General features: G+C 59.5%; 18 protein-coding genes. 14 read left to right on the top strand and 4 right to left on the bottom strand.

From position 1 onward, the window contains the following. The first annotated feature begins 125 nt into the window (after positions 1-125). A complete protein-coding gene (locus tag ACFFT4_RS09385; RefSeq protein ID WP_378047034.1) occupies positions 126-1,817 on the top strand; it encodes a methyl-accepting chemotaxis protein in 1,692 nt (563 codons plus the stop codon). Positions 1,818-1,896: 79 nt separating this feature from the next. Here the strand turns inward: ACFFT4_RS09385 and ACFFT4_RS09380 are convergent, their stop codons facing one another. Further along, positions 1,897-2,844 (bottom strand): substrate-binding domain-containing protein, encoded by a 948-nt coding sequence (locus ACFFT4_RS09380; protein WP_378047032.1) that lies wholly within the window; start codon positions 2,842-2,844, stop codon positions 1,897-1,899. A gap of 184 nt (positions 2,845-3,028) precedes the next feature. Between ACFFT4_RS09380 and ACFFT4_RS09375 the strand changes: the two genes are divergently transcribed. The 5 genes from ACFFT4_RS09375 (at position 3,029) to ACFFT4_RS09355 (ending at position 8,879) form a co-directional block, all read left to right on the top strand. After that, entirely contained in the window at positions 3,029-3,730 is a 702-nt protein-coding gene (locus tag ACFFT4_RS09375; protein WP_378047031.1) for a response regulator transcription factor, read from the top strand. After that, positions 3,724-5,262 (top strand): sensor histidine kinase, encoded by a 1,539-nt coding sequence (locus ACFFT4_RS09370; RefSeq protein ID WP_378047029.1) that lies wholly within the window; start codon positions 3,724-3,726, stop codon positions 5,260-5,262. Before ACFFT4_RS09375 ends, ACFFT4_RS09370 begins: the two co-directional genes overlap by 7 nt. A gap of 93 nt (positions 5,263-5,355) precedes the next feature. Then, positions 5,356-6,480 (top strand): TolB family protein, encoded by a 1,125-nt coding sequence (locus ACFFT4_RS09365; RefSeq protein WP_378047027.1) that lies wholly within the window; start codon positions 5,356-5,358, stop codon positions 6,478-6,480. A gap of 111 nt (positions 6,481-6,591) precedes the next feature. Beyond that, positions 6,592-7,866, top strand: coding sequence for an FAD-binding protein (locus tag ACFFT4_RS09360; RefSeq protein ID WP_378047025.1), 1,275 nt, complete (start codon positions 6,592-6,594; stop codon positions 7,864-7,866). A 32-nt stretch (positions 7,867-7,898) separates the two neighbouring features. Further along, positions 7,899-8,879 (top strand): aldo/keto reductase, encoded by a 981-nt coding sequence (locus ACFFT4_RS09355; RefSeq protein ID WP_378047023.1) that lies wholly within the window; start codon positions 7,899-7,901, stop codon positions 8,877-8,879. Between the two features lie 121 nt (positions 8,880-9,000). On the opposite strand, the gene ACFFT4_RS09350 is transcribed toward ACFFT4_RS09355, so the two are convergent. Together ACFFT4_RS09350 and ACFFT4_RS09345 are read right to left on the bottom strand one after the other, a co-directional pair. Continuing rightward, complete coding sequence (locus tag ACFFT4_RS09350; RefSeq protein ID WP_378047021.1) at positions 9,001-9,849, bottom strand: NAD-dependent epimerase/dehydratase family protein; 849 nt, start codon at positions 9,847-9,849, stop codon at positions 9,001-9,003. 13 nt (positions 9,850-9,862) lie between these two features. After that, positions 9,863-10,801 carry an aldo/keto reductase family protein gene (locus ACFFT4_RS09345; RefSeq protein ID WP_378047019.1) on the bottom strand — a complete coding sequence of 313 codons (939 nt, stop codon included), beginning with the start codon at positions 10,799-10,801 and terminating at the stop codon, positions 9,863-9,865. Between the two features lie 149 nt (positions 10,802-10,950). On the opposite strand from ACFFT4_RS09345, the gene ACFFT4_RS09340 reads away from it, so the two are divergent. The 8 genes from ACFFT4_RS09340 (at position 10,951) to ACFFT4_RS09305 (ending at position 18,803) form a co-directional block, all read left to right on the top strand. Beyond that, positions 10,951-11,295, top strand: a complete 345-nt coding sequence (locus tag ACFFT4_RS09340) for a winged helix-turn-helix transcriptional regulator (protein WP_378047017.1) — start codon at positions 10,951-10,953, stop codon at positions 11,293-11,295. A 79-nt stretch (positions 11,296-11,374) separates the two neighbouring features. Continuing rightward, a complete protein-coding gene (locus ACFFT4_RS09335) occupies positions 11,375-11,839 on the top strand; it encodes a DinB family protein (RefSeq protein WP_378047015.1) in 465 nt (154 codons plus the stop codon). A 17-nt stretch (positions 11,840-11,856) separates the two neighbouring features. Further along, a complete protein-coding gene (locus ACFFT4_RS09330; RefSeq protein ID WP_378047014.1) occupies positions 11,857-12,390 on the top strand; it encodes a DinB family protein in 534 nt (177 codons plus the stop codon). Positions 12,391-12,420: 30 nt separating this feature from the next. Continuing rightward, positions 12,421-14,184: a helix-turn-helix domain-containing protein gene (locus ACFFT4_RS09325; protein WP_378047012.1), complete on the top strand. Its 1,764-nt coding sequence runs from the start codon at positions 12,421-12,423 to the stop codon at positions 14,182-14,184. A 93-nt stretch (positions 14,185-14,277) separates the two neighbouring features. Next, a complete protein-coding gene (locus ACFFT4_RS09320) occupies positions 14,278-15,330 on the top strand; it encodes an ABC transporter substrate-binding protein (RefSeq protein ID WP_378047010.1) in 1,053 nt (350 codons plus the stop codon). Positions 15,331-15,638: 308 nt separating this feature from the next. Continuing rightward, positions 15,639-16,448 (top strand): molybdate ABC transporter substrate-binding protein, encoded by an 810-nt coding sequence (modA, locus tag ACFFT4_RS09315; RefSeq protein WP_378047008.1) that lies wholly within the window; start codon positions 15,639-15,641, stop codon positions 16,446-16,448. Continuing rightward, positions 16,445-17,116 (top strand): molybdate ABC transporter permease subunit, encoded by a 672-nt coding sequence (modB, locus tag ACFFT4_RS09310; protein WP_378047006.1) that lies wholly within the window; start codon positions 16,445-16,447, stop codon positions 17,114-17,116. The genes modA and modB overlap by 4 nt, the downstream gene beginning before the upstream one ends. 172 nt (positions 17,117-17,288) lie before the next feature. Further along, the gene (locus ACFFT4_RS09305; protein WP_378047004.1) at positions 17,289-18,803 is read left to right on the top strand and encodes a nitrate/nitrite transporter; all 1,515 of its coding nucleotides are present in this window, start codon (positions 17,289-17,291) and stop codon (positions 18,801-18,803) included. Between the two features lie 91 nt (positions 18,804-18,894). Here the strand turns inward: ACFFT4_RS09305 and ACFFT4_RS09300 are convergent, their stop codons facing one another. Beyond that, entirely contained in the window at positions 18,895-19,197 is a 303-nt protein-coding gene (locus tag ACFFT4_RS09300; protein ID WP_378047002.1) for a metal-sulfur cluster assembly factor, read from the bottom strand. Positions 19,198-19,202: the final 5 nt, after the last annotated feature.

The raw sequence follows: 19,202 nt of genomic DNA, 5'->3' as shown, positions 1-19,202 counted from the left end.
TCGATTGCGCCCATGGATTGACAATTCAAGCAAGATTTCCAATGGTGTTTTGGGATTCTTCCTTCTATGATAAAAATAGGCAAAGCCTATTTTTTTCGCGTACATAGGAGAACAGGAGGAAGTGGATGAGATCGGTCAGAGCAAAGCTGTTAAGTTCGTTCGCCATCGTATTGGCGTTCGTATTCGCATTGGGATTGACAGGGCTGTCGCAGATTAAAAAGGTGAGCGACGTGACGAGCGAAGTGACGGGCGTCTGGTTGTTCGGTATTGATAAAATCATGCAGATCGACGGGGATATCGAACGGTTCCTGGGCAACTATTATCAAGCGCAGCTCACCCAGGACAAGCAGCAGCAAGCGCAGCTAAGCGAAACGTCGGACCGGCTCGTGGCGGCGATTGACGAAGGCATTCGGAGCTACGGCACCCGGCTCGTCGGCGAGGAGGACGAAGCGCAATACGGGCAGCTGGTAGAGGCGTGGACGAAGTTCCAGAACGGGACGGCCAAGACGGCCGCGCCCGGCGCGACAAAAGACGAGCTGGCCGCGGCGTCGATCGAGGTCAGCGAAGCGTTCGTCCAGCTGAGAGCCGCGGTCGACGGGCTGATCGACTATAATCATGCGGGCGCGGAGGCGAGCAAGGAAGAGGTCAACGCGGTCTACAGCGATACTTCAAGCGTTCTGTTTTTCCTGGGTATCGGCATTTTGATCGTCGTCGGCGCGCTGGCCTGGGGGCTTATCGTAAATCTGACCCGGCCACTGCGGGCGACGACGGCGGTTATGGACCGGATGTCCGCGGGCGATCTGCGGGTCGACCTGCTGCGAATCGATCGCAAGGACGAGTTCGGCGTCATGATGGAGTCCGTCAACAAGACGCTGCTTGCGCTCAGGCAGTCCGTCCAGCAGATGCAGGAAGCTTCCACGTCGGTAGCCGCCGCGTCCTCGCAGCTGTATGCCAGCTCGGAGCAAAACTCGGAAGCGGCCAGACATGTGTCGGATTCGATTAATCAGGTCGCCTCCGGCTCGGAAGATCAGGCAAACACGGCTGCGGAATGCGGGCGCGTAATGGACGAGATGTCGGAGGGCGTTCAGCGGATCGCGGAGACGACGGGCGAAGTGTCGGAGCTGTCGCAGCACACCGCCCGGCAGGCGAACGACGGCTCGGCGAAGATGATCGAAGTGTCCAGCCGCATGCAGCGTCTGTCCGAGACCGTCGAGCAAGCCAGCCAGACGATTGTGAAGCTCGAGGAGCAATCGGCGCAGATCGGCGAGATTTCCGGATTGATCGGGGATATCGCCTATCGCACGAATCTGCTGGCGCTGAATGCGGGGATCGAAGCCGCCAGAGCGGGCGAGCACGGCAAAGGCTTTGCCGTCGTCGCCGGAGAGGTGCGCAAGCTGGCCTCGCAGAGCGACGAGTCCTCCAAAGGCATCATCGAGCTGATCGAGACGATTCAGAAGGACACGCTCGACGCCGCGGAAGCGATGAGGCTGAGCCTGCAGGAAGTGCAGGACGGGGTGCTCGCGACGGGGCAGGCCGAGCAGGCGTTCCGGGAAATCGTCTCCTCTACGGGCGAAGTGTCCACGCGCGTTCAGGAAGCGGCGGCCGCGGCGGAGCAGCTCGCCGCCAGCTCGGAGGAGGTCGCGGCTTCCATCGCCAACATGGGCCATATCGCCAGACAGACGGCGGGAATGTCGCAGCAGGTGGCGGCAACGACGGAGGAGCAGCTGGCCTCGAACGAGGAGATGACCCGCTCGTCGCAGACGCTGTCGGACATCGCCAAAGATTTGCAGGACCTGGTCCGGAAATTTACAATCTGATCCGCGAACGAAGCGGAGCGCCAAAAAGCGCAAGGCCCCTTTTACGGGGTGCCTTGCGCTTTTTTTGTCGTCCCCGGGATCAGGTTTCCAGCAAAATGCGGCCCGTCTGGGACAGGTCGTAGCCCTGGATCGCTCGCAGCTCGTTCAAATAAGCTTCCGATTTCAGGATATCCATGACCGCTTCGATCCAGCGGGCATTGTCGGGCGATTTCCGCATGACGAGGTCGTAACGTTCGCGGATCAGCGGCACGAAGCCGACGCCGCCGACGATCGCGGCCGCTTTCTCGATGCCGACGCCGACGTCGGCCTCTCCGCGTCCGACTTTGCCGGCAACGGCCAGATGGTTGGATTCGACCGCCTCGTATCCTTGAAGGGAGGATGGGGCGATGCGGTGCATCCGAAGCTGCTCGTCCAGCAGCACTCTCGCGCCCGAGCCGACCTCGCGGTTGACGAGGCGCAGGCCGGGCCTGCCGAGATCCTTCCAGCCCTTCAGGCCGAGGGGGTTGCCCTCGCGCACGTAAAATCCGGCTTGCCGGACGAGCAGGTTGACGACGACGTAAGAGGAGCCGACCAAAATTTTGCGGATGTACGGCAGATTGTATTCGCCGGTATCCCCGTCGAGCAGGTGGGTGCTGACGAGATCGGATTCGCCGCGGTACATCGAGATCAAGCTGTCCAGGGAACCGGCGAAGGAGCGCAGCGGCCGAAATCCGTTCGCCTTGCTCTCCAGGTGCTTCGACAAAATATCGAGACTCATGTCCTGTCCCGTAATGACGAGAGGACGAACGCCGGAGGCCCGGCCGAGGTCCGGTCGGGAGTCCGCGGATTCCTGCGGAGACGGGGCGGCGGGGGATATTCCTTTGGCCTGCCTTTTGTAGGCGTCCAGATCCGCGGCGTCGATCCGCATCTGCTTGCCGACCCGGTAGGCGGGCAGCTTGCCTTTCTTGATCAGGTCGTACACGGTCAGCTTGGATATTTTCAGCAGTTGGGCGATTTCTTCGGTCGTATAGGATTGATCGCTAGCCATGCTCGTCGCGAGCCTCCCGCAGAGTAGATAAATTATAGAATCATTCCTATTGTATCATACGGGAGCGCCTTGCGGACTTGGCCGTCGCGTATCGAGGCGGTCTGCCGATAGAGCGAGACGGTTCACAAGTTGGCAACAATCATTTGGTATACTTAACCCATTCGCGGATAAAGGAGCATTGCCGTTGACGGATGCAATCAAGGTGCTGGCGATTGAAGACGAGGAATCGATTCGCGATATTCTCGTCTATGCGCTGCGGCGGGAAGGCTTTCATGTCAAGGCCGCCGCGACGGGCGAGGAGGGCATGGAGCTGCTTGAGCGGTTCGCGCCGGACGTCCTGCTGCTGGACGTCAATCTGCCTGATGCGGATGGCTTTGACCTATGCAGAGCGGTATCCGCGAACGCGCGAATTCCGATTCTGCTGCTGACGGCGCGTCATGATCTGGTAGACAAGGTGCTCGGTCTGGAGTTGGGCGCGGACGATTATATAACCAAGCCGTTCGAAATTCGCGAGGTGATCGCCCGCATAAAGGCGGTACTGCGAAGAAGGGACATCGAGCGGGACGGAGGCTCGCGGCCGCCTCGTCTTATCGTGCTGTCGGACAAGCTGGAGCTGGATCGATCCGGCCACGCGGTCTTCCGGGACGGGCAGCCGATCAAGCTAAAGCCGAAGGAATACGAGTTGCTGCTGCTGTTCCGCGACCACCCGAATCGGGTGTTTTCCCGGGAGGAGATTCTGGACCGTGTCTGGGAGATGGACTACGACGGAGATGTGCGCACAGTCGACGTCCATGTTCAGCGAATTCGCAAAAAGCTGGATGAATCTCTCATCGAGACAGTGTTCGGCGTCGGCTACAAATGGCGGGGGAGGAGTCGGAGATGCTGAAGGAGGAGCGGCGCCGTAAGCTGCGCGAAGGCCGCGGCCCCCTGCGGCGCAAATTCCTGTTCGGATTCGCGCTGCTGTTCTCGGTGGCGGTATTTGGCTTCTACGGCTATATGTCCCATCTGCTAAAGCAGCATACGCAAGCCGCGATTCTCGACGAAATGAAGCGTCTGCAATCGTTCGTGTACGATCATATCGAGTATTACTCGGCGCTTAACGATGTGCGTCCGAAGTCGGCCTCCGGATATCCGGAGGCGCTTATCCGCGGACTCAGTCTGAACGGCAGCGTACGGACGGCCTATTACGCTGCGGACGGGACGTTCCGGGCGGAAAGCTTGCCAATGGACGGCGGGTACGTGCTCGTGCAGACCAAGCCGTCCCCGGCGTTGCAGCATTCGGCGGCCGCCGATTTGGCCGCCGCCGCGCAGAACCAGTCTGTCGTAAGCCTTCGTCATGACAACGAGAAGAGTATGGCCGTTCTGACGCTTCCGCTATATGTGCTGGATGAGACGGCTGGATTTCTGCGCTTGACTGCGGACTACTCCGAGACGTTTCGCAGAGATACGATCGTGCTGAGGAGCTTGGTCGGCTTCTTGCTTGCGCTGTGGACGCTGCTGGTCGGACTTGCTTGGTCGTTCGCGCGCAGGCTGACCCGTCCGCTGTCGGAACTGGCAGTCGCGATGCGGCAGTTTGGCGAAGGACGCTTCGGCTCGCTGCGCGTCTCTTCGGCGAACAACGAAATCGCAGTGCTGACGAACAGCTTTATGGAGATGAGAGAGAAGCTGGAGGAGCAGATGGAGGCGCTTAAGACGGAGAGAAACAAGGTCGTCGTCCTGGAGAGCAATCGCCGGGATTTTTTTCGCAACGTTACTCATGAATTGAAAACGCCTCTGACGACCATCTCCGGCTATGCGCAAATTTTGCAGGCGTCCGATTTCGATGACGCGGAATTTCGGCAGAACGCCGCATGCCGCATTCATCGGGAGTCGCAGCGTCTGCACCGGATGATGCTGGATATTATCGAACATTCCAGACGTGAGTTCGACACGGCTGGCCGCAGGGACGACGTCGTCTCGCTGCAGGAATCGTTTGCCGACGCCACAGAGGCGATGCGGCTGAAGGCGCAGGAGCGCGAGCAGCGCATTCACTGCCGATTGGAGTCGTTGAGCGTAAACGGTGACGCCGACGAGCTGCGCAAAGTATGGGACAATCTGTTGGACAATGCAATTAAATACGGCAAACTCGGCAGCGTCATCGAGGCCGAGCTGTCGTCCGACGGAGTCGAGGCGGTGCTGACGGTCGTCAACGAGATCGATCCGCGCCATCGCTTCGAAGCGGACATAGCGTTCGAGCCTTTCTATCGCAGCGGCTCGGCGTACTCCCGGGAGCAGGGCAGCGTCGGGCTCGGGCTGGCGATCTGCAAGCGAATTGTCGAGCTGCACTGCGGCTCAATCGAGCTGAGCCTGTCGCCTTCCGCAGTCGTCCTTGCGGTGCGGCTGCCGCTGCGGATACAAGTCGGCAATAATTCCGCCTAATTTGGCCATATCCGCGCGGTAGATTTAAAGTGCGGCGGACGCGGTATCCGCGATGTCGATCGCTGCAGACGATATAGAAAGGGATGGATAAGGATGGCTAAAAGATACGAACAACGAAGCGCGCGGCGCATCGGCCGATGGGCGGGAGCGGCCGCACTGGCGCTCGTACTGTCCGGATGCGCCGCGCAGGCGAGCGGGCTCGCCGGAGAAAGCGGCTTTATTCTGAGCAGCGACGTCAAAATGGAGCTTCAGGCCAGGAAGCTTCCCTTGATTCAGGGCGAGCAGACTCCGCTGGCGGAAGAGGTGCGCTTCGCGGACCTGTTGAACGTTCGTGAAGGCAGCGTACTGTATAACCGGGAGGACGGCGTATACCGGACAAGCTTGGCGAGCCTGGACCGAGCCGAAAAGCTGATCGATACGCCTGCCGCGGAAGTGTCCGCAAACGGACACAGAGCGCTGCATGATCGGGATAGACGGCCTTATGTCAGTGACTTGCAGAGCGGGGAGACGTTCGAGCTGGACGGCGCGGACGAGAACTCCCAATGGAGCTTTGCGGACGCGGAGGGAGAGTACGTGATCGGCGGCGTTCCCGGAAAAGTCGGCCTGATCCACGTGACAACCGGGCAAGCGAAATGGTTGAATGTGAAGGAGCAGTTCGACACGGAAAAGAAAAGCCACAGCTACGGAACTCCGTATTATTTTGACGGCAACATCTATGTGGCCGGTTCGTTTGGTGATGAGAGGAACGCGATTTACAAATATTCGCCGGATGAGAACAAGGTAAGACTCTACTTGGATTTCCCCGGAGGCAAAGCGTACGATTCGATCGGGCAATATCGCTTTTTGTCGGACGGCAAGCTGCTGTTCGACGGAACCTACGACGGGCAAAACGGATTGTTCGTCTACGAGCCGCAGACCAAGGCGGTCTCGACGCTCGTGCTAGGCACAACCGTAGGCAACCAGGATGTCGGCATCTCCTTCAGCCTTGCTCCGGACGGGAAAAAGCTGCTGTTCCATACGCGGGACGAGAGCTACGACAACTTGTATCAGGCGGAGCTGGACGGAACACAATTGACGAATATCCGCTACATTATGAGGGATACGCTGTACGCCTCCGTGTCGAGACTGGCTTACTGGAACGAAGATTCGGCGTCGTATGCTTTGAAGTATGTCCCTGCCGGCGGTACGGTCGAGAGTATTGTCTCCTACCAATTTTGAAGGGATAGCCTCTATTGCGAACGGTCTGCGCTTGATATACTAGCGTTGGCGGCTATCTCGCCGCGATAACGGAGAGAGAGCGGGCCTAAGTCGGATAGGGAGCGTGAAAGCGTGGCAAAGGAATGGAATTGGGCGGGAAACTACAAGTTTGGCGCCTCGGAGCTCTGTGTTCCCGACAGCGTAGAACAAATTCAGGAGCTGGTCGCCGGCAGCCGCAAAGTCAAGGTGATCGGCACGCGTCATTCTTTTAACGGCATAGCCGATACCGAAGGAAGCCACGTATCGCTCGCCAAGCTGAATCGGGTCGTCGGCCTGGACCGGGAGAACGAAACGGTTACGGTCGAAGCGGGCATTCGCTACGGCGAGCTGTGCGGCTATTTGCACGACAACGGCTATGCGCTGCACAATCTGGCTTCGCTGCCGCACATTAGCGTGGCGGGCGCGGTAGCGACGGCTACGCACGGTTCGGGGGACGGCAACGCCAGCCTCTCGGCGGCGGTAACGGCGATGGAGCTTGTCGCCGCGAACGGAGAGACGGTGGCGCTGTCGCGGGGCGGGCCGGACGACGACCTGGCCGGAGCGGTCGTCGGGCTGGGCGCCCTGGGCGTCGTGACGAAGCTGACGCTGGACATTGTTCCCGCCTTCGAGATCAGCCAGGTCGTCTATGAAAATTTGCCTCTCGCGCAGCTGGAGAAGCACGTCGACGACATCTTCGCCGGCGGCTACAGCGTCAGCCTGTTCACGAACTGGAAGGACGCGGCGATAAATCAAGTCTGGGTCAAGCGAAAAACGACGGACGGCAATCCGGACGCGGCCGGACCCGAGCGCTTCGGCGCGACGCGGGCGGACGGGCCCCGTCATCCCGTGCCGGGACAGCCGGCGCACAATTGCAGCGAGCAGATGGGCGTTCCCGGACCGTGGCACGAGCGGCTGGCCCATTTCAAGATGGCGTTTACGCCAAGCTCGGGGGAGGAGCTGCAGAGCGAATATTTCGTTCCGCGCGAGCAAATCTATCCGGCTTTATCCGCGATCTCCGATCTGAGAGAGCAAATCGCCCCGCTGCTCTACGTCTGCGAGACCCGCGCGATCGCGGCGGACGAGCTGTGGATGAGCCCGTGCTACAGGCAGCGTTCGGCGGGCATTCATTTTACGTGGAAGCGGGACTGGGAGGCGGTGCGGCAGGTGCTGCCGCTGATCGAGAGCAGGCTGGAGCCGTTCGGCGCCCGCCCTCATTGGGCCAAGCTGTTCACGATGGAGCCGTCCCGCGTGCAGTCGTTCTATCGGAAACTGCCGGAATTCCGCGAGTTGATCGGCCGTTACGATCCGCAGGGCAAATTCCGCAACGCTTTCTTGAATCGATATATTATTGAAAGTTACAATAGATAGGGAAGCCAACTCGAGGAGAGGTGCGTGAAAGTATGAAATACGCCCGTCTGGGCCGATCCGGCCTGAAGGTCAGCAAGCTCTGTCTGGGAACGATGAACTTCGGAGTCGATACGGACGAGAAGGAAGCCTATCGCATTATGGACGCCGCGCTGGACGCGGGCATCAATTTCTTCGATACGGCCAATGTCTACGGCTGGGGCAAAAACGCCGGCAAAACCGAGGAAATTATCGGCCGCTGGTTCGCTCAAGGCGGAGGAAGGCGCGAGAAAGTCGTGCTGGCCACGAAGTTTTACGGCGATATGAGCGACGAGACGGACGGACCGAACGGCGAAGGCGGCTTGTCCGCCTACAAGCTTCGCCGGCATCTGGAAGGCTCGCTCAAGCGGCTGCAGACCGATCATATCGAGCTGTATCAAATGCATCACGTCGATCGCAGCGTCGGTTGGGACGAGCTGTGGGAGGCGTTCGGCGTCGCGATTCATCAGGGCAAAATCGGTTATGTCGGCTCCAGCAACTTCGCCGGCCGCGATCTGGTCAAAGCGCAGTACGAAGCGAAGGCGAGCCGTACGCTCGGCCTGGTGAGCGAGCAGCACAAGTACAGCCTGCTCTGCCGCTTGCCCGAGCTCGAGGTGCTGCCTGCGGCGGAGGAGCTGGGCATCGGCGTGATCGCCTGGAGCCCGCTGGACGGCGGTCTGCTGAGCGGGCACGCGCTGAAGCCGGTCGCAGGCTCCAAGCGGGCCGGCAATCCGGAGCGCGTAGAGCGCCACCGCGCGCAGCTGGAAGCGTTCGAGGCGCTGTGCCGCGACATCGGAGAGAGCGAGGCGAACGTCGCGCTCGCCTGGACGCTCGTTCATCCGGCGATGACCGCGCCGATTATCGGCCCGCGCACGCTCGAGCAGCTCGAAGGCGCTCTGCGCGTCGTCGAGCTTGAATTGACGGACGACGTGCTGCGGCGGATCGACGAGATTTTCCCGGGCCCCGGCGGATCCGCTCCGAAAGCTTACGCCTGGTAAAGAAAGCGGGAGACGGTCCCGTTGCCGCAAGTCGTATGCGTATACTTAGCCGTGCATGAAAAAAAGCGCAGTTCGGGGCACGAATGGCCTCCGGACTGCGCTTTTTTGGAGCCGATCTGAGCTATTGTCCGACTTCGTCGCGCCAGCGATGCTGCGGCTGCCAGCCGAGCAGGCGTTTGGCCTTGCCGTTGTCAAACAGCGTTTCGAAGCCTTCGAGAGGAGCGCGGATGTCCGTCACTCCGGGATAGCTTGCCGCCAGCAGCTCGCGGCTGCGAATCGCCATGCTGGAATCGTCCGCGGCGATGTTCAGAGCGACCGCGCCAAGCCCGTCCGTCTCGATGGCCAGCCGGCAGGCCGAGGCGGCGTCGCGCGTGTCGATGTAGCTCCAGAGGATGCGTTCGCGCGCCTCCGGCTTGTGAATGAATCCCGGAAACCGCGCGTACCATTCCGGCGGGATGACGTTCCCCAGACGCAGGGAGACGATTTGCATGCCCGTGCGGCGGTGGAACATCTCCGCGGTCTTCTCGTTGACCACCTTGGACAGGCCGTAGCTGTCTTCGGGAAGCTGGGGATGGGATTCGTCCAACGGAACATACTGCGGCGCGGGCGGATGGACGGCGAACACGAGGCCGTACGACGATTCGCTGGAGGCGATGACCGCCTTGCGGATGCCGAGGCCCGCCGCCGCTTCCAGCACGTTGTAGGTCGACATGACGTTGTTGCGGAAGGTGACTTCCGGCGTGCGAATATGGGCGGCCGGAATGGCCGCCAGGTGGACGACGGCGTCGGCGCCGGCCAATACGCCGTACGTCTCGCCGAGGTCCTCCAGGTTAGCGATAAGGGTCGGGCAGTCGAGCGCGTCCGAACGGCGGGTATCGACGTTCAGCACCTCGTAGCCTTGCTCGGCGAAATGACGGACGACCCAGATTCCGAGCATGCCGCTTCCGCCTGTGACGACAACTTTAGCCATAAACGTTCGTCTCCTATTTCAGAATTTCTTCGATACGGTCCAGAACGTCCTGGCTCAGCTCGACGCCGGACGCCTTGGCGTTCTCCGTCACCTGCTCCGGACGGCTGGCGCCGACGAGCGCGCTCGCTACGTTGTTCAGGCGCAAAATCCACGCCAGAGCGAGATTGCCTACGGAGAGGTCCAGCTCTTTCGCGATGCCTTCCAGCTGTTTCACCTTGGCGATTTTCTCCTCGGTAATGCCTTTGCGCACCCAATCCAGCTTCGCGGCGCGGCTGTCCTGCGGAATGTCGGACGCCGACGAATATTTGCCCGTGAGCAAGCCCTGGGCCAGAGGCGAGAAGACGACCTGCCCGATGCCGGAGCGATCGCTGAGCGGAACGACTTCCTTCTCGATATAGCGCTCGAACATATTGTATACCGGCTGGTTAACGACGATGCGATCGAGCAAATAGCGGTCGGCGACGCCGAGCGCTTCGGCGATCTGGGAAGCCTGCCATTCACTTACGCCGACGTAGAGCACCTTGCCCTGGCGAACGAGATCGTCGATCGCGCGCAGCGTTTCGTACAGCGGCGTCTCCGGGTCGTGACGGTGGCAGTAGAGGATGTCCACGTAGTCGTGGCCCAGACGCTTCAAGCTTGCGTTGGCCTGCTCAATGACATGCTTGCGGGACAGGCCGCGGTCGTTCGGACCGTCGCCCATCGGCCAGAACGCTTTGGTCGCCAGCACGTAGGATTCGCGGGGATATTCCTTTAACGCCTTGCCGACCAGTTCCTCCGCCGCGCCTCTCTCGTACACGTTGGCCGTATCGAAAAAGTTGATGCCGAGGTCGTACGCCGTCTTGATCGAGTTCACGGCGTTTTCCCGTTCCACGTATCCGCCATATGTAAGCCAGCTGCCCAAGCTGATTTCGCTGACTTTAAGTCCGCTGCCGCCCAGTCTACGATATTTCATTTTCAATAACCTCCTTGAATTCGGGTTGTTGCCTTCTCATTCTATAAAAGTTCGTATACAATTTGAAGAAGTGAAATGTTTTTCACTTAATTATAAGCAGGATAGCTACTATATTTAAGGATAGTAACAGGCTTGGAGGTAGAAGCTGGATGAGTTCAGTTAAAAAAGCGAGCAGCTATATTCCGAAAAATCCGGTGCACATCGAGTGCAATATCGAAAAAACGCTGGACGTGCTCGGGGGAAAATGGGCGTTCCTGGTCATTCGCGAGCTGTTCTGCGGAACGCTTCGCTTCGGGGAGCTGCAGCGCAAAATTCCGAACGTCAGTCCCCGCGCCTTGACGAGCACGCTCCGTCATCTCGAGGAGCAGGGCGTCCTTGAGCGGGTCGTCTATCCGACCGTCCCGGTTGCCGTGGAATACACGCTCACGCCCAAGGGGCAGGACCTGCACGTCATCTGCCACGAGATGAAGCTGTGGGCGGCAAGATGGACGTAAGCGTCTTGACCGTCCGATACGGAGGGCGGGCGAGAGGGCATGGGGAAAAGAGAGACGAACCGGATCGGAGGAAAAAGGGATGCAGACGATACGACGCATGATGGATCATATGTACTGGGCCGACGACGCGCTTCTGGCGGGTCTTCGCGGGCACTCCGACGAGAACGGGGAGATCGGCAGGCTGTTTCGCCATCTGCTGATCGCGGAGCAGGTGTGGGTGACGCGGCTGGAAGGGAAGAGCAGCGCGCATCTGACGTTGTGGGAGGAAAGCGACGTCGCTTCGCTGGAGCCGCTCGCCCGGGACAACGAGCAGCGCTACAAACGCTATATCGAAGGTTTGGCGGAAGCGGATCTGGATCGCATGCTCGACTACGCCAACCAGAGCGGAGCGAAATTCCGCACCTCGATTCGCGACATTCTCATCCACGTCGCGCTTCACGGCCACTACCATCGCGGGCAGATCAACAGCGCGCTCAGACGGCAGGCGGGCATTCCGGTCGCCCTCGACCACATTCTGTTCGCGCGGCTGGACGAAGCCGAATAGCCGGAGGGAGCGGTACGATGAATTTCAGGCTGGAGCAGGCAATCGAAATGCTGGAGCGCACGCCGGCGACGCTGGAGGCGCTGCTGTCGGGCTTGTCCGAGGACTGGCTGAGCTGCAACGAAGGGGAAGGGACGTGGAACGCGTCCGAGGTCGTGGCGCACCTGATCGAAGGGGAGCGGACGAACTGGATTCCCCGGCTGGAATGGCTTCTCCGGGAAGGAGAGGGCAAGCCGTTCCCGCCGTTTGACCGTTATTCCCACTTGAATGGGGCCGCGGATGCTTCCATCGACCGAAAGCTGCGCGAGTTTAGGGAGATCCGGCTGCAGAACACAGCCAAGCTGAAGGAACTGATCGATTCGGAGGAGCGGCTGGAAGCGCTCGGCACGCATCCCGCCTTCGGAGCGGTCAAGGCCAGGGAACTGGCGTCGACATGGGTCGCGCACGATCTGACGCACATCGCCCAGATCGTCCGGGTGATGGCCGAGCGATACCGGGAAGACGTCGGACCGTGGATCGCTTATTTGGGCATCTTGAACAAGGAACGTCAATAGTTTGCGAGATTTTGAGGTCGGTGAATGCGAATGAAGAACGGACGCTCAGGTTCGGCATATCAAGGCGGCGTTATACATGCGACGGTAACGCGAACGGGAGAATTGTCGGAGGCGCTTCTGGCTGATGTGCTCCCGGAAGGCCGCTCGAGAAAGCATTTGATTGTTCTGGTCGACGCCGGCAGGGCGCGGCTGGTAAGGGAGCAAGCCGATGCGGTCCTGTTTCGGGACAGCTGTTGGCTGCTGCTCCCCGGAGAATGGGCGCGGATTTGCGACGAGGGAGAGCAGCCGCTGCGCTGCCGAGCGGTCGAGTTCGACGTTTGGCGCGTCGAACGGGCGGAGGGAGACGAAGCGGTTGGCGGCACGGCTTCCGTCGTCATGGAGCCGGCGATTTTCCCGGTTTCCGGCTTGCTGGACAACCATCTGGCTCAAGAGATCGGACGCTGGATGGACGCGGAAAGGCAGGAGGACGGGCTGCAGGAATATTTGACGTTCGCCCATTCGATTCGTTTTCTCGACATCCTGTCGAAAATGTGGAAGTCCCGTATAGAGCGCCGGGAAAGCCGGGAGTTGAGGGAAGCGATTCAAGAGACGGTAAGGTTGATGGAACGAGGCTACGGACAGCAGATTACGCGGGAAGAGCTCGCCAAGGCGGCGAACATGAGCCCCTCGCACTATTCTTTCATTTTCAAAAGAGAGACGGGCAAGAGCCCGATGGAGATGCTGACGGAAATCCGAATTCGCCATGCCAAGAAGCAGCTGCTGTTCAGCGACCGCAAATTGCGGGAAATCGCGGAAAGCGTAGGCTACCGCAACGAGTTTTACTTCAGCAGGCAATTCAAGCAGGTCATCGGCGTGTCGCCCAAGGAGTTTGCGCGTCGGCATTTCGCCAAGCATGTTGACGTTTCCCAGCCGTTTCCGCTGCATATGCAGTCGCTTGGCCTGGCGGCCGATCCGCCCGACCGCCCGTTCGGCCCGATTCGGGTCGTGGGGCTGTACGTCGAAGATTTCCTGATCGCGCTTGGCGTCAAACCCGTCCTGAAATGCGTCGGAAACAGCTTCCGTCAAAGCTACTTGAACGCTTATTTGAACGGCGTGGACGAATGGTCGCTGCTCTCGTTCGATTTCGGCGAGATTGCCGACGCCAGGCCCGATCTCATTATTCTCGGACATCACGCGTACGGCGGCGACGGCAGATTCGACCGCTTTTCCGAAATCGCGCCCACGTACAGCATACGCAAAGGTCTTCACCATTGGGAGCATGGCGTCCGCATTATCGGACAACTGCTGAACCGGCTGCCGCAGGCCGAAGCGCTGATTTCCCACCACGAACAGGTGCTGCAATCCGCCCGAACGCAGCTGACGGAGATCGGCGATCAGACGGTCGCTCTGATTCGGATATGCAACGACAGGCGTATTCGTCTGTACGGGGGACCGGGCGGTTATTCGGGAACCGTATTGTACCAGGATCTCGGTCTGAAGCCTTCCGAATCCGTGCTGCAGCTTGCATGGGACAAGCCCTCCGGCTATACTCCCGTCGCTCCGGAAGTTCTGTTCGAATTGCAGACGGATCACCTGTTCCTTGTCGTGGACCCGGCGGGCCGATCGTATTGGGACGAGTTGGCGAATGAGCCCGGATGGAGGAGCCTGCCTGTCGTGCAAGCCGGCCGCTGCTACGAGGTCCGTTTCGACATTTGGATGACTTTCGGCATTATCGCCCATCGGTTGAAGCTGCAGGACGCGGTCCGCTGTCTTGTTCCTTCCAGCCGGGAGCTGCCAACAATCGTGCAAAAATGAACGTACAATCGTTCATGGAGATGAGGTTTCAGCCCGTGCTACACTGTCATTGAGAATGATAATCAATGACAAAAGGACGAGGGAGAACACACAGTGGACAAGAGAAACACTAACAAACGCGTCGGGTTTTATCTGATTTTGATCGTGCTCATGACGGCCGTATTGGCGACCGCATGCGGCCGCCAGGATGAGCAAGCGGAGCCGGGCGTGCAGGCGGAAGCAAGCAAACAAGCGGAATCGGCCGCGCCAAGCGCCGAAGTCGATCCGGCTCCTTCGACAGAGGCGGCGTCCGAAGCTCCGGGCGGAGAGGCCCGTTCCTATACGCACGAGTTCGGCACAATGGAAGTAACGGGAGCCCCGGAGCGCATCGTCGGAGTCTATCTGGACGACTTTCTGCTGGCCCTGGGCGTCAAACCGCTGACGCAGACGATGTACGGGACCCGTCCCTTGCCGTATTTGCAAGATCGAGTCGGCGACCTGCCGGCGATCAGCACGGGGAGCATTAATTTGGAATTGATTCTTCAGGAGAAGCCCGAGCTGATCCTGCTCGCTTATCCGGCCTACGCTCAGGAAGGGAGATACGAGCAGTTTGCCAAAATCGCTCCCACTTACGTGTTCAGCGGCGAGGACGGATGGAAGGACACGTTGAAAAAGGTGGCCGACGTGATCGGCAGGCCGGAGCAGGCGGAGGCATGGCTGAACGACTACGTGGGCAAAGCAGCCGAAGCCCGCGAGTCGCTGAAGCAGGTTCTGGGCGACGAAACCGTCATGTTCATTCGATTTACGAGGGCCGAGCGCATTCAAATTTACGGCGGTCCAAGCAACTTCTCCGCCGACGTGCTGTACGGAGATTTGGGCCTGCAGCCGTCCAAGCTGATCAAGGAATTCGCATGGGGGGAGGACAACTCCGCTCCTCTGATCTCGGCGGAGATGATTCCGGATTTCGATGCCGATCATATTTTCATCACGTACGACAAGCCCGGAGAAGACGACGCCAAGGAATTCAAAAGCCATCCGCTGTGGAAAAACGTTCCCGCCGTTCAAAAAGGAAATCTGCATGAAGTCGAAATGTTCCATTGGATGAACGACGGTCCGATCGCGAACAGCATCAAGGTGGACGACGTGCTGAAAGCTCTGCTGAAGTAACGCGTCCCGGAGGAACGCATCCGGACGATTCGCCATCGAGTCAAAACGTAAAGCTCCTGCCCGGCACGAATGGCCGGCAAGGAGCTTTTTCGCTGTGAAGTTATAGATAGTTATATCTAAATATATTTTAATATAATTAATTCGGGTTTTGTGATGGCCATCACTTCTGTTTTCGGATAAATAAGCGAAGATAGTATTCGTTCCGACCAGATGCGCATCGGTCTTCGCTTGATTTACAATCTAATCCGACACGTTTATAATCATCAATTAGATCTAATTATAACTAAACATAGGGGTGGAGAGAAAGAATGCGTCAATTGAATAGAAAAAGTATGGTTCTGCTGCTTGCTGTCGTCATGTCTGTCGTATTTGTCGCTTGCGGTTCGAATTCCGATTCCAAATCGGCTCCGGCGAAGCAGGTCGAGCTTACCGTATCGGCGGCTGCGAGCCTGACCGACGCGCTGAACGAAATCCAGCCGCTGTTCGAAACGGCGCATCCGGATATCAAGCTCGCGTTTAACTTCGGCGCGTCCGGAGCGCTGCAGCAGCAGATCGAGCAGGGGGCTCCGGCGGACCTGATCATATCCGCGGCGACCAAAAATATGCAGGCGCTGGTCGACAAGCAACTGATCGACGCGGATCGGCAGACGAATCTGCTGAACAACGAGTTGGTCGTGGTCGTGCCGACAGACGGCAAAGCCGCCATTGCAAGCGCGGCCGATCTGGCGAAGGACGAAGTCAAGAAGGTCGCCATCGGCATTCCCGAGAGCGTTCCGGCCGGCAGCTACGCCAAAGAAGCGCTGACGAACGCGCAGCTGTGGGACGGGCTGCAGCCGAAGCTGGTGCAGGCGAAGGACGTTCGCCAGGTGCTCCAGTACGTGGAGACCGGCAACGCGGAAGCGGGCTTCGTCTACAAGACCGATGCGCTCACTTCGGATAAAGTCGGCATCGCGTTCTCCGTCGATCCGGCCTCGTACACGCCGGTGGAATATCCGATCGGCATCGTGAAGGCGACGAAGAACGCCGATCAAGCGGCCGTCCTGTACGATTACCTTCAATCGCAAGCCGCTCTGGACGTGTTCGTGAAATACGGCTTCTCCGTTCCCGCGGCCAAATGATCGGAGATTTGGATTGGCAAGCGTTCTGGTCGCCCATCGCGCTGTCGCTGCGGGTCGCGCTCTTGTCCAGCGTCGCGGCGATGGCGCTGGGCGTAGGCGCGGCAAGGTGGATGACCCGGCGTTCGTTCAGAGGAAAGACGCTGCTCGAGACGGCGTTCATGCTGCCGCTCGTCCTGCCTCCGACGGTCGTAGGGTTTCTGCTTCTCGTCAGTCTGGGGAGAAGAAGCTGGATTGGGAAGTTCGCGGAGTGGCTGTTCGCCGCTCCGATCGTCTTCTCCTGGTGGGCGGCGGTGATCGCTTCGGTCGTCGTCGCCTTCCCGCTTGTCTACCAGACGATGAAGACGGGGTTCCTGTCCGTCGACAAAGGCCTGGAAGAGGCGGCGCGCTCCAGCGGCGCGAACGAGCGCCAGGTGTTCGCCTACATTACGCTGCCGCTGGCCTACCGTTCTTTCGTAACGGCCTACGTTCTTGGATTCGCCCGGGGCTTCGGCGAATTCGGCGCCACGCTGATGATCGCCGGGAATATTCCGGGTCGAACCCAGACGACGCCGACCGCGATCTACATAGCCGTAGACTCGGGCAACGCGACGATGGCCTGGGCATGGACGCTGTCGATGATCGCCGTATCGTTCCTGCTGCTGTTTTTCGCCAGAGCCAGAAACGACTAGCTTCTCCCGCTTGGGGCAAGCCGGTCGTTTTTTTGTTTGCGATTCAGAAAGGGCTCGAAGCCGTTGACGATTCCTTCGCCGCGGTGACCCGCATCACAGTGCACCTATGCCTATCGATGGTACATTGAATTACGAAACGGCCTGGTGGGCATAGAGGAGAGGGGCAACGCGAATGCAGGACGCAAAAAAGGTTCAACTGCCGCTGCAAACGGTAAGCTTGGTATTGGGATTCATGGTATGGGTAATCTTGTCTTCCTTGATGCCTTACATCAAAGAAGACATCGAGCTGACTTCGTCGCAGCTCGCCTGGGTAACGGCGGTTCCGGTGCTGATCGGCTCGGTCATGCGCATTCCGTACGGCTATTGGACGAACCGTCATGGAGCGCGCAGGCTGTTCATGATCAGCTTCGCGCTGCTGCTCGCGCCCGTATTCTGGGTCAGTCGGGCGGATTCTTTCGGCGATCTGATCGTGGGAGGCGCGTTCCTCGGAATCGGAGGCGCGGTATTCTCCGTCGGGGTGACGTCGCTGCCGAAGTATTACCCCAAGGAGCGGCACGGCTTCGTCAACGGCATCTACGGCATCGGCAATCTGGGGACGGCGATCTCCGCCTTCGGAGCTCCGGCGCTGGCCAGCTCGATCGGCTGGTCCAGAACGGTTATGCTCTACAGCGTCGCGCTGGTGCTGCTGGCGGGCTGCAATTTCTTGCTTGGCGACCGGAAGGAGACGCCGGTTCGCACGCCGATCATGGAGCAGATCAAAGCGGTATCGCGCAGCGAAAAGCTGTGGTTTCTGTGTCTGTTCTACTTTCTGACGTTCGGCTCCTTCGTCGCTTTTACGGTGTACTTGCCGAACTTTCTCGTGAGCCACTTCGATCTGGACAAGGTGGACGCGGGCATGCGGACGGCCGGATTTATCGCGCTGGCCACGGCGATGAGACCGATCGGAGGCTGGCTCGGCGACCGCTACAATCCGTTCAAAATTTTGATGCTCGTATTCGCGGGCTTGACCGCTGCGGCTATCCTGCTCTCCTTCTCGCCTTCGATCGCGCTGTATACCGTCGGCTGCTTGACCGTGGCGCTGTGCGCGGGAACCGGCAACGGGACGATCTTCAAGCTCGTGCCGCTCTACTTCACCAAGCAGGCGGGCATCGCCAACGGCATGATCTCGGCCATGGGGGGCTTGGGCGGCTTCTTCCCGCCGCTGCTGCTTACGGCGATCTACGGCTTGACCGGCCAGTATTCAATCGGATTCATGGCGCTTGCGCAGATCGCGCTGGCCAGCTTCGTGCTCGTCAACTGGATGTTTTTCCAGGACAAGCTGACGCTGTCCGCCCACGTGCTGGAGAATACGATCGAAGCGATTCTCATTACCGACACGAACGGCGTCATTACGTCGGTCAACCCCGCGTTTACCGCGATTACGGGCTATTCGGCGGACGAGGCGGTCGGCCGCAAGCCGAGCATTCTGAAGTCCGGCAAGCAGGACAAGGGCTTCTACGACGAGATGTGGCGCTCCCTGCGGGAAAAAGGATATTGGCAGGGGGAAATCTGGAATCGGCGGAAAAACGGGGAGATCTACCTGGAATGGCTGAGCGTCACGGCGATCAGGAACGAGGCCGAAGAAGTGAAAAACTATGCGGGCATGTTCAGCGACATCGGCTCGAACCGGCGGACCGTCGAGGGTTGAGCGTCTACCGAAAGGAAAGCGCACGAATTAGCGGCTGCTTGAGAGTCGGCAATTATGCCGACCGAAGCAGCCGCTTTGTCGTAATTCCGCTTCAGGAAAAGCCCAGCATTTCTTTCGCTTCCGTCGACATCATGCGCGGAGACCATCTCGGCTCCCAGACGATGTCGACGTTGACGTCTTCCTTGCCGGTTCGTTCCGCGAGCACCCATCTGACCCCTCCGGCGATCGTATCGTGCATCGGACAGCCGGGTGTCGTCAGCGTCATTTTAACGTAGATGCGTTCCGGTTCGTCGCGAACTTCGTAGACCAGTCCGAGATCGACGATGTTGACGCCGAGCTCGGGATCGTAAACCTCTTTCAGAAGCTCGCGGAGCTGATCTTCACTGTGTGCCACTTGAA

Source organism: Cohnella cellulosilytica, assembly GCF_042431195.1.
Taxonomy (GTDB): Bacteria; Bacillota; Bacilli; order Paenibacillales; family Paenibacillaceae; genus Cohnella; species Cohnella cellulosilytica.
Note: the sequence above shows the minus strand (reverse complement) of the source record. Positions and strands in the feature narration are given on the sequence as shown.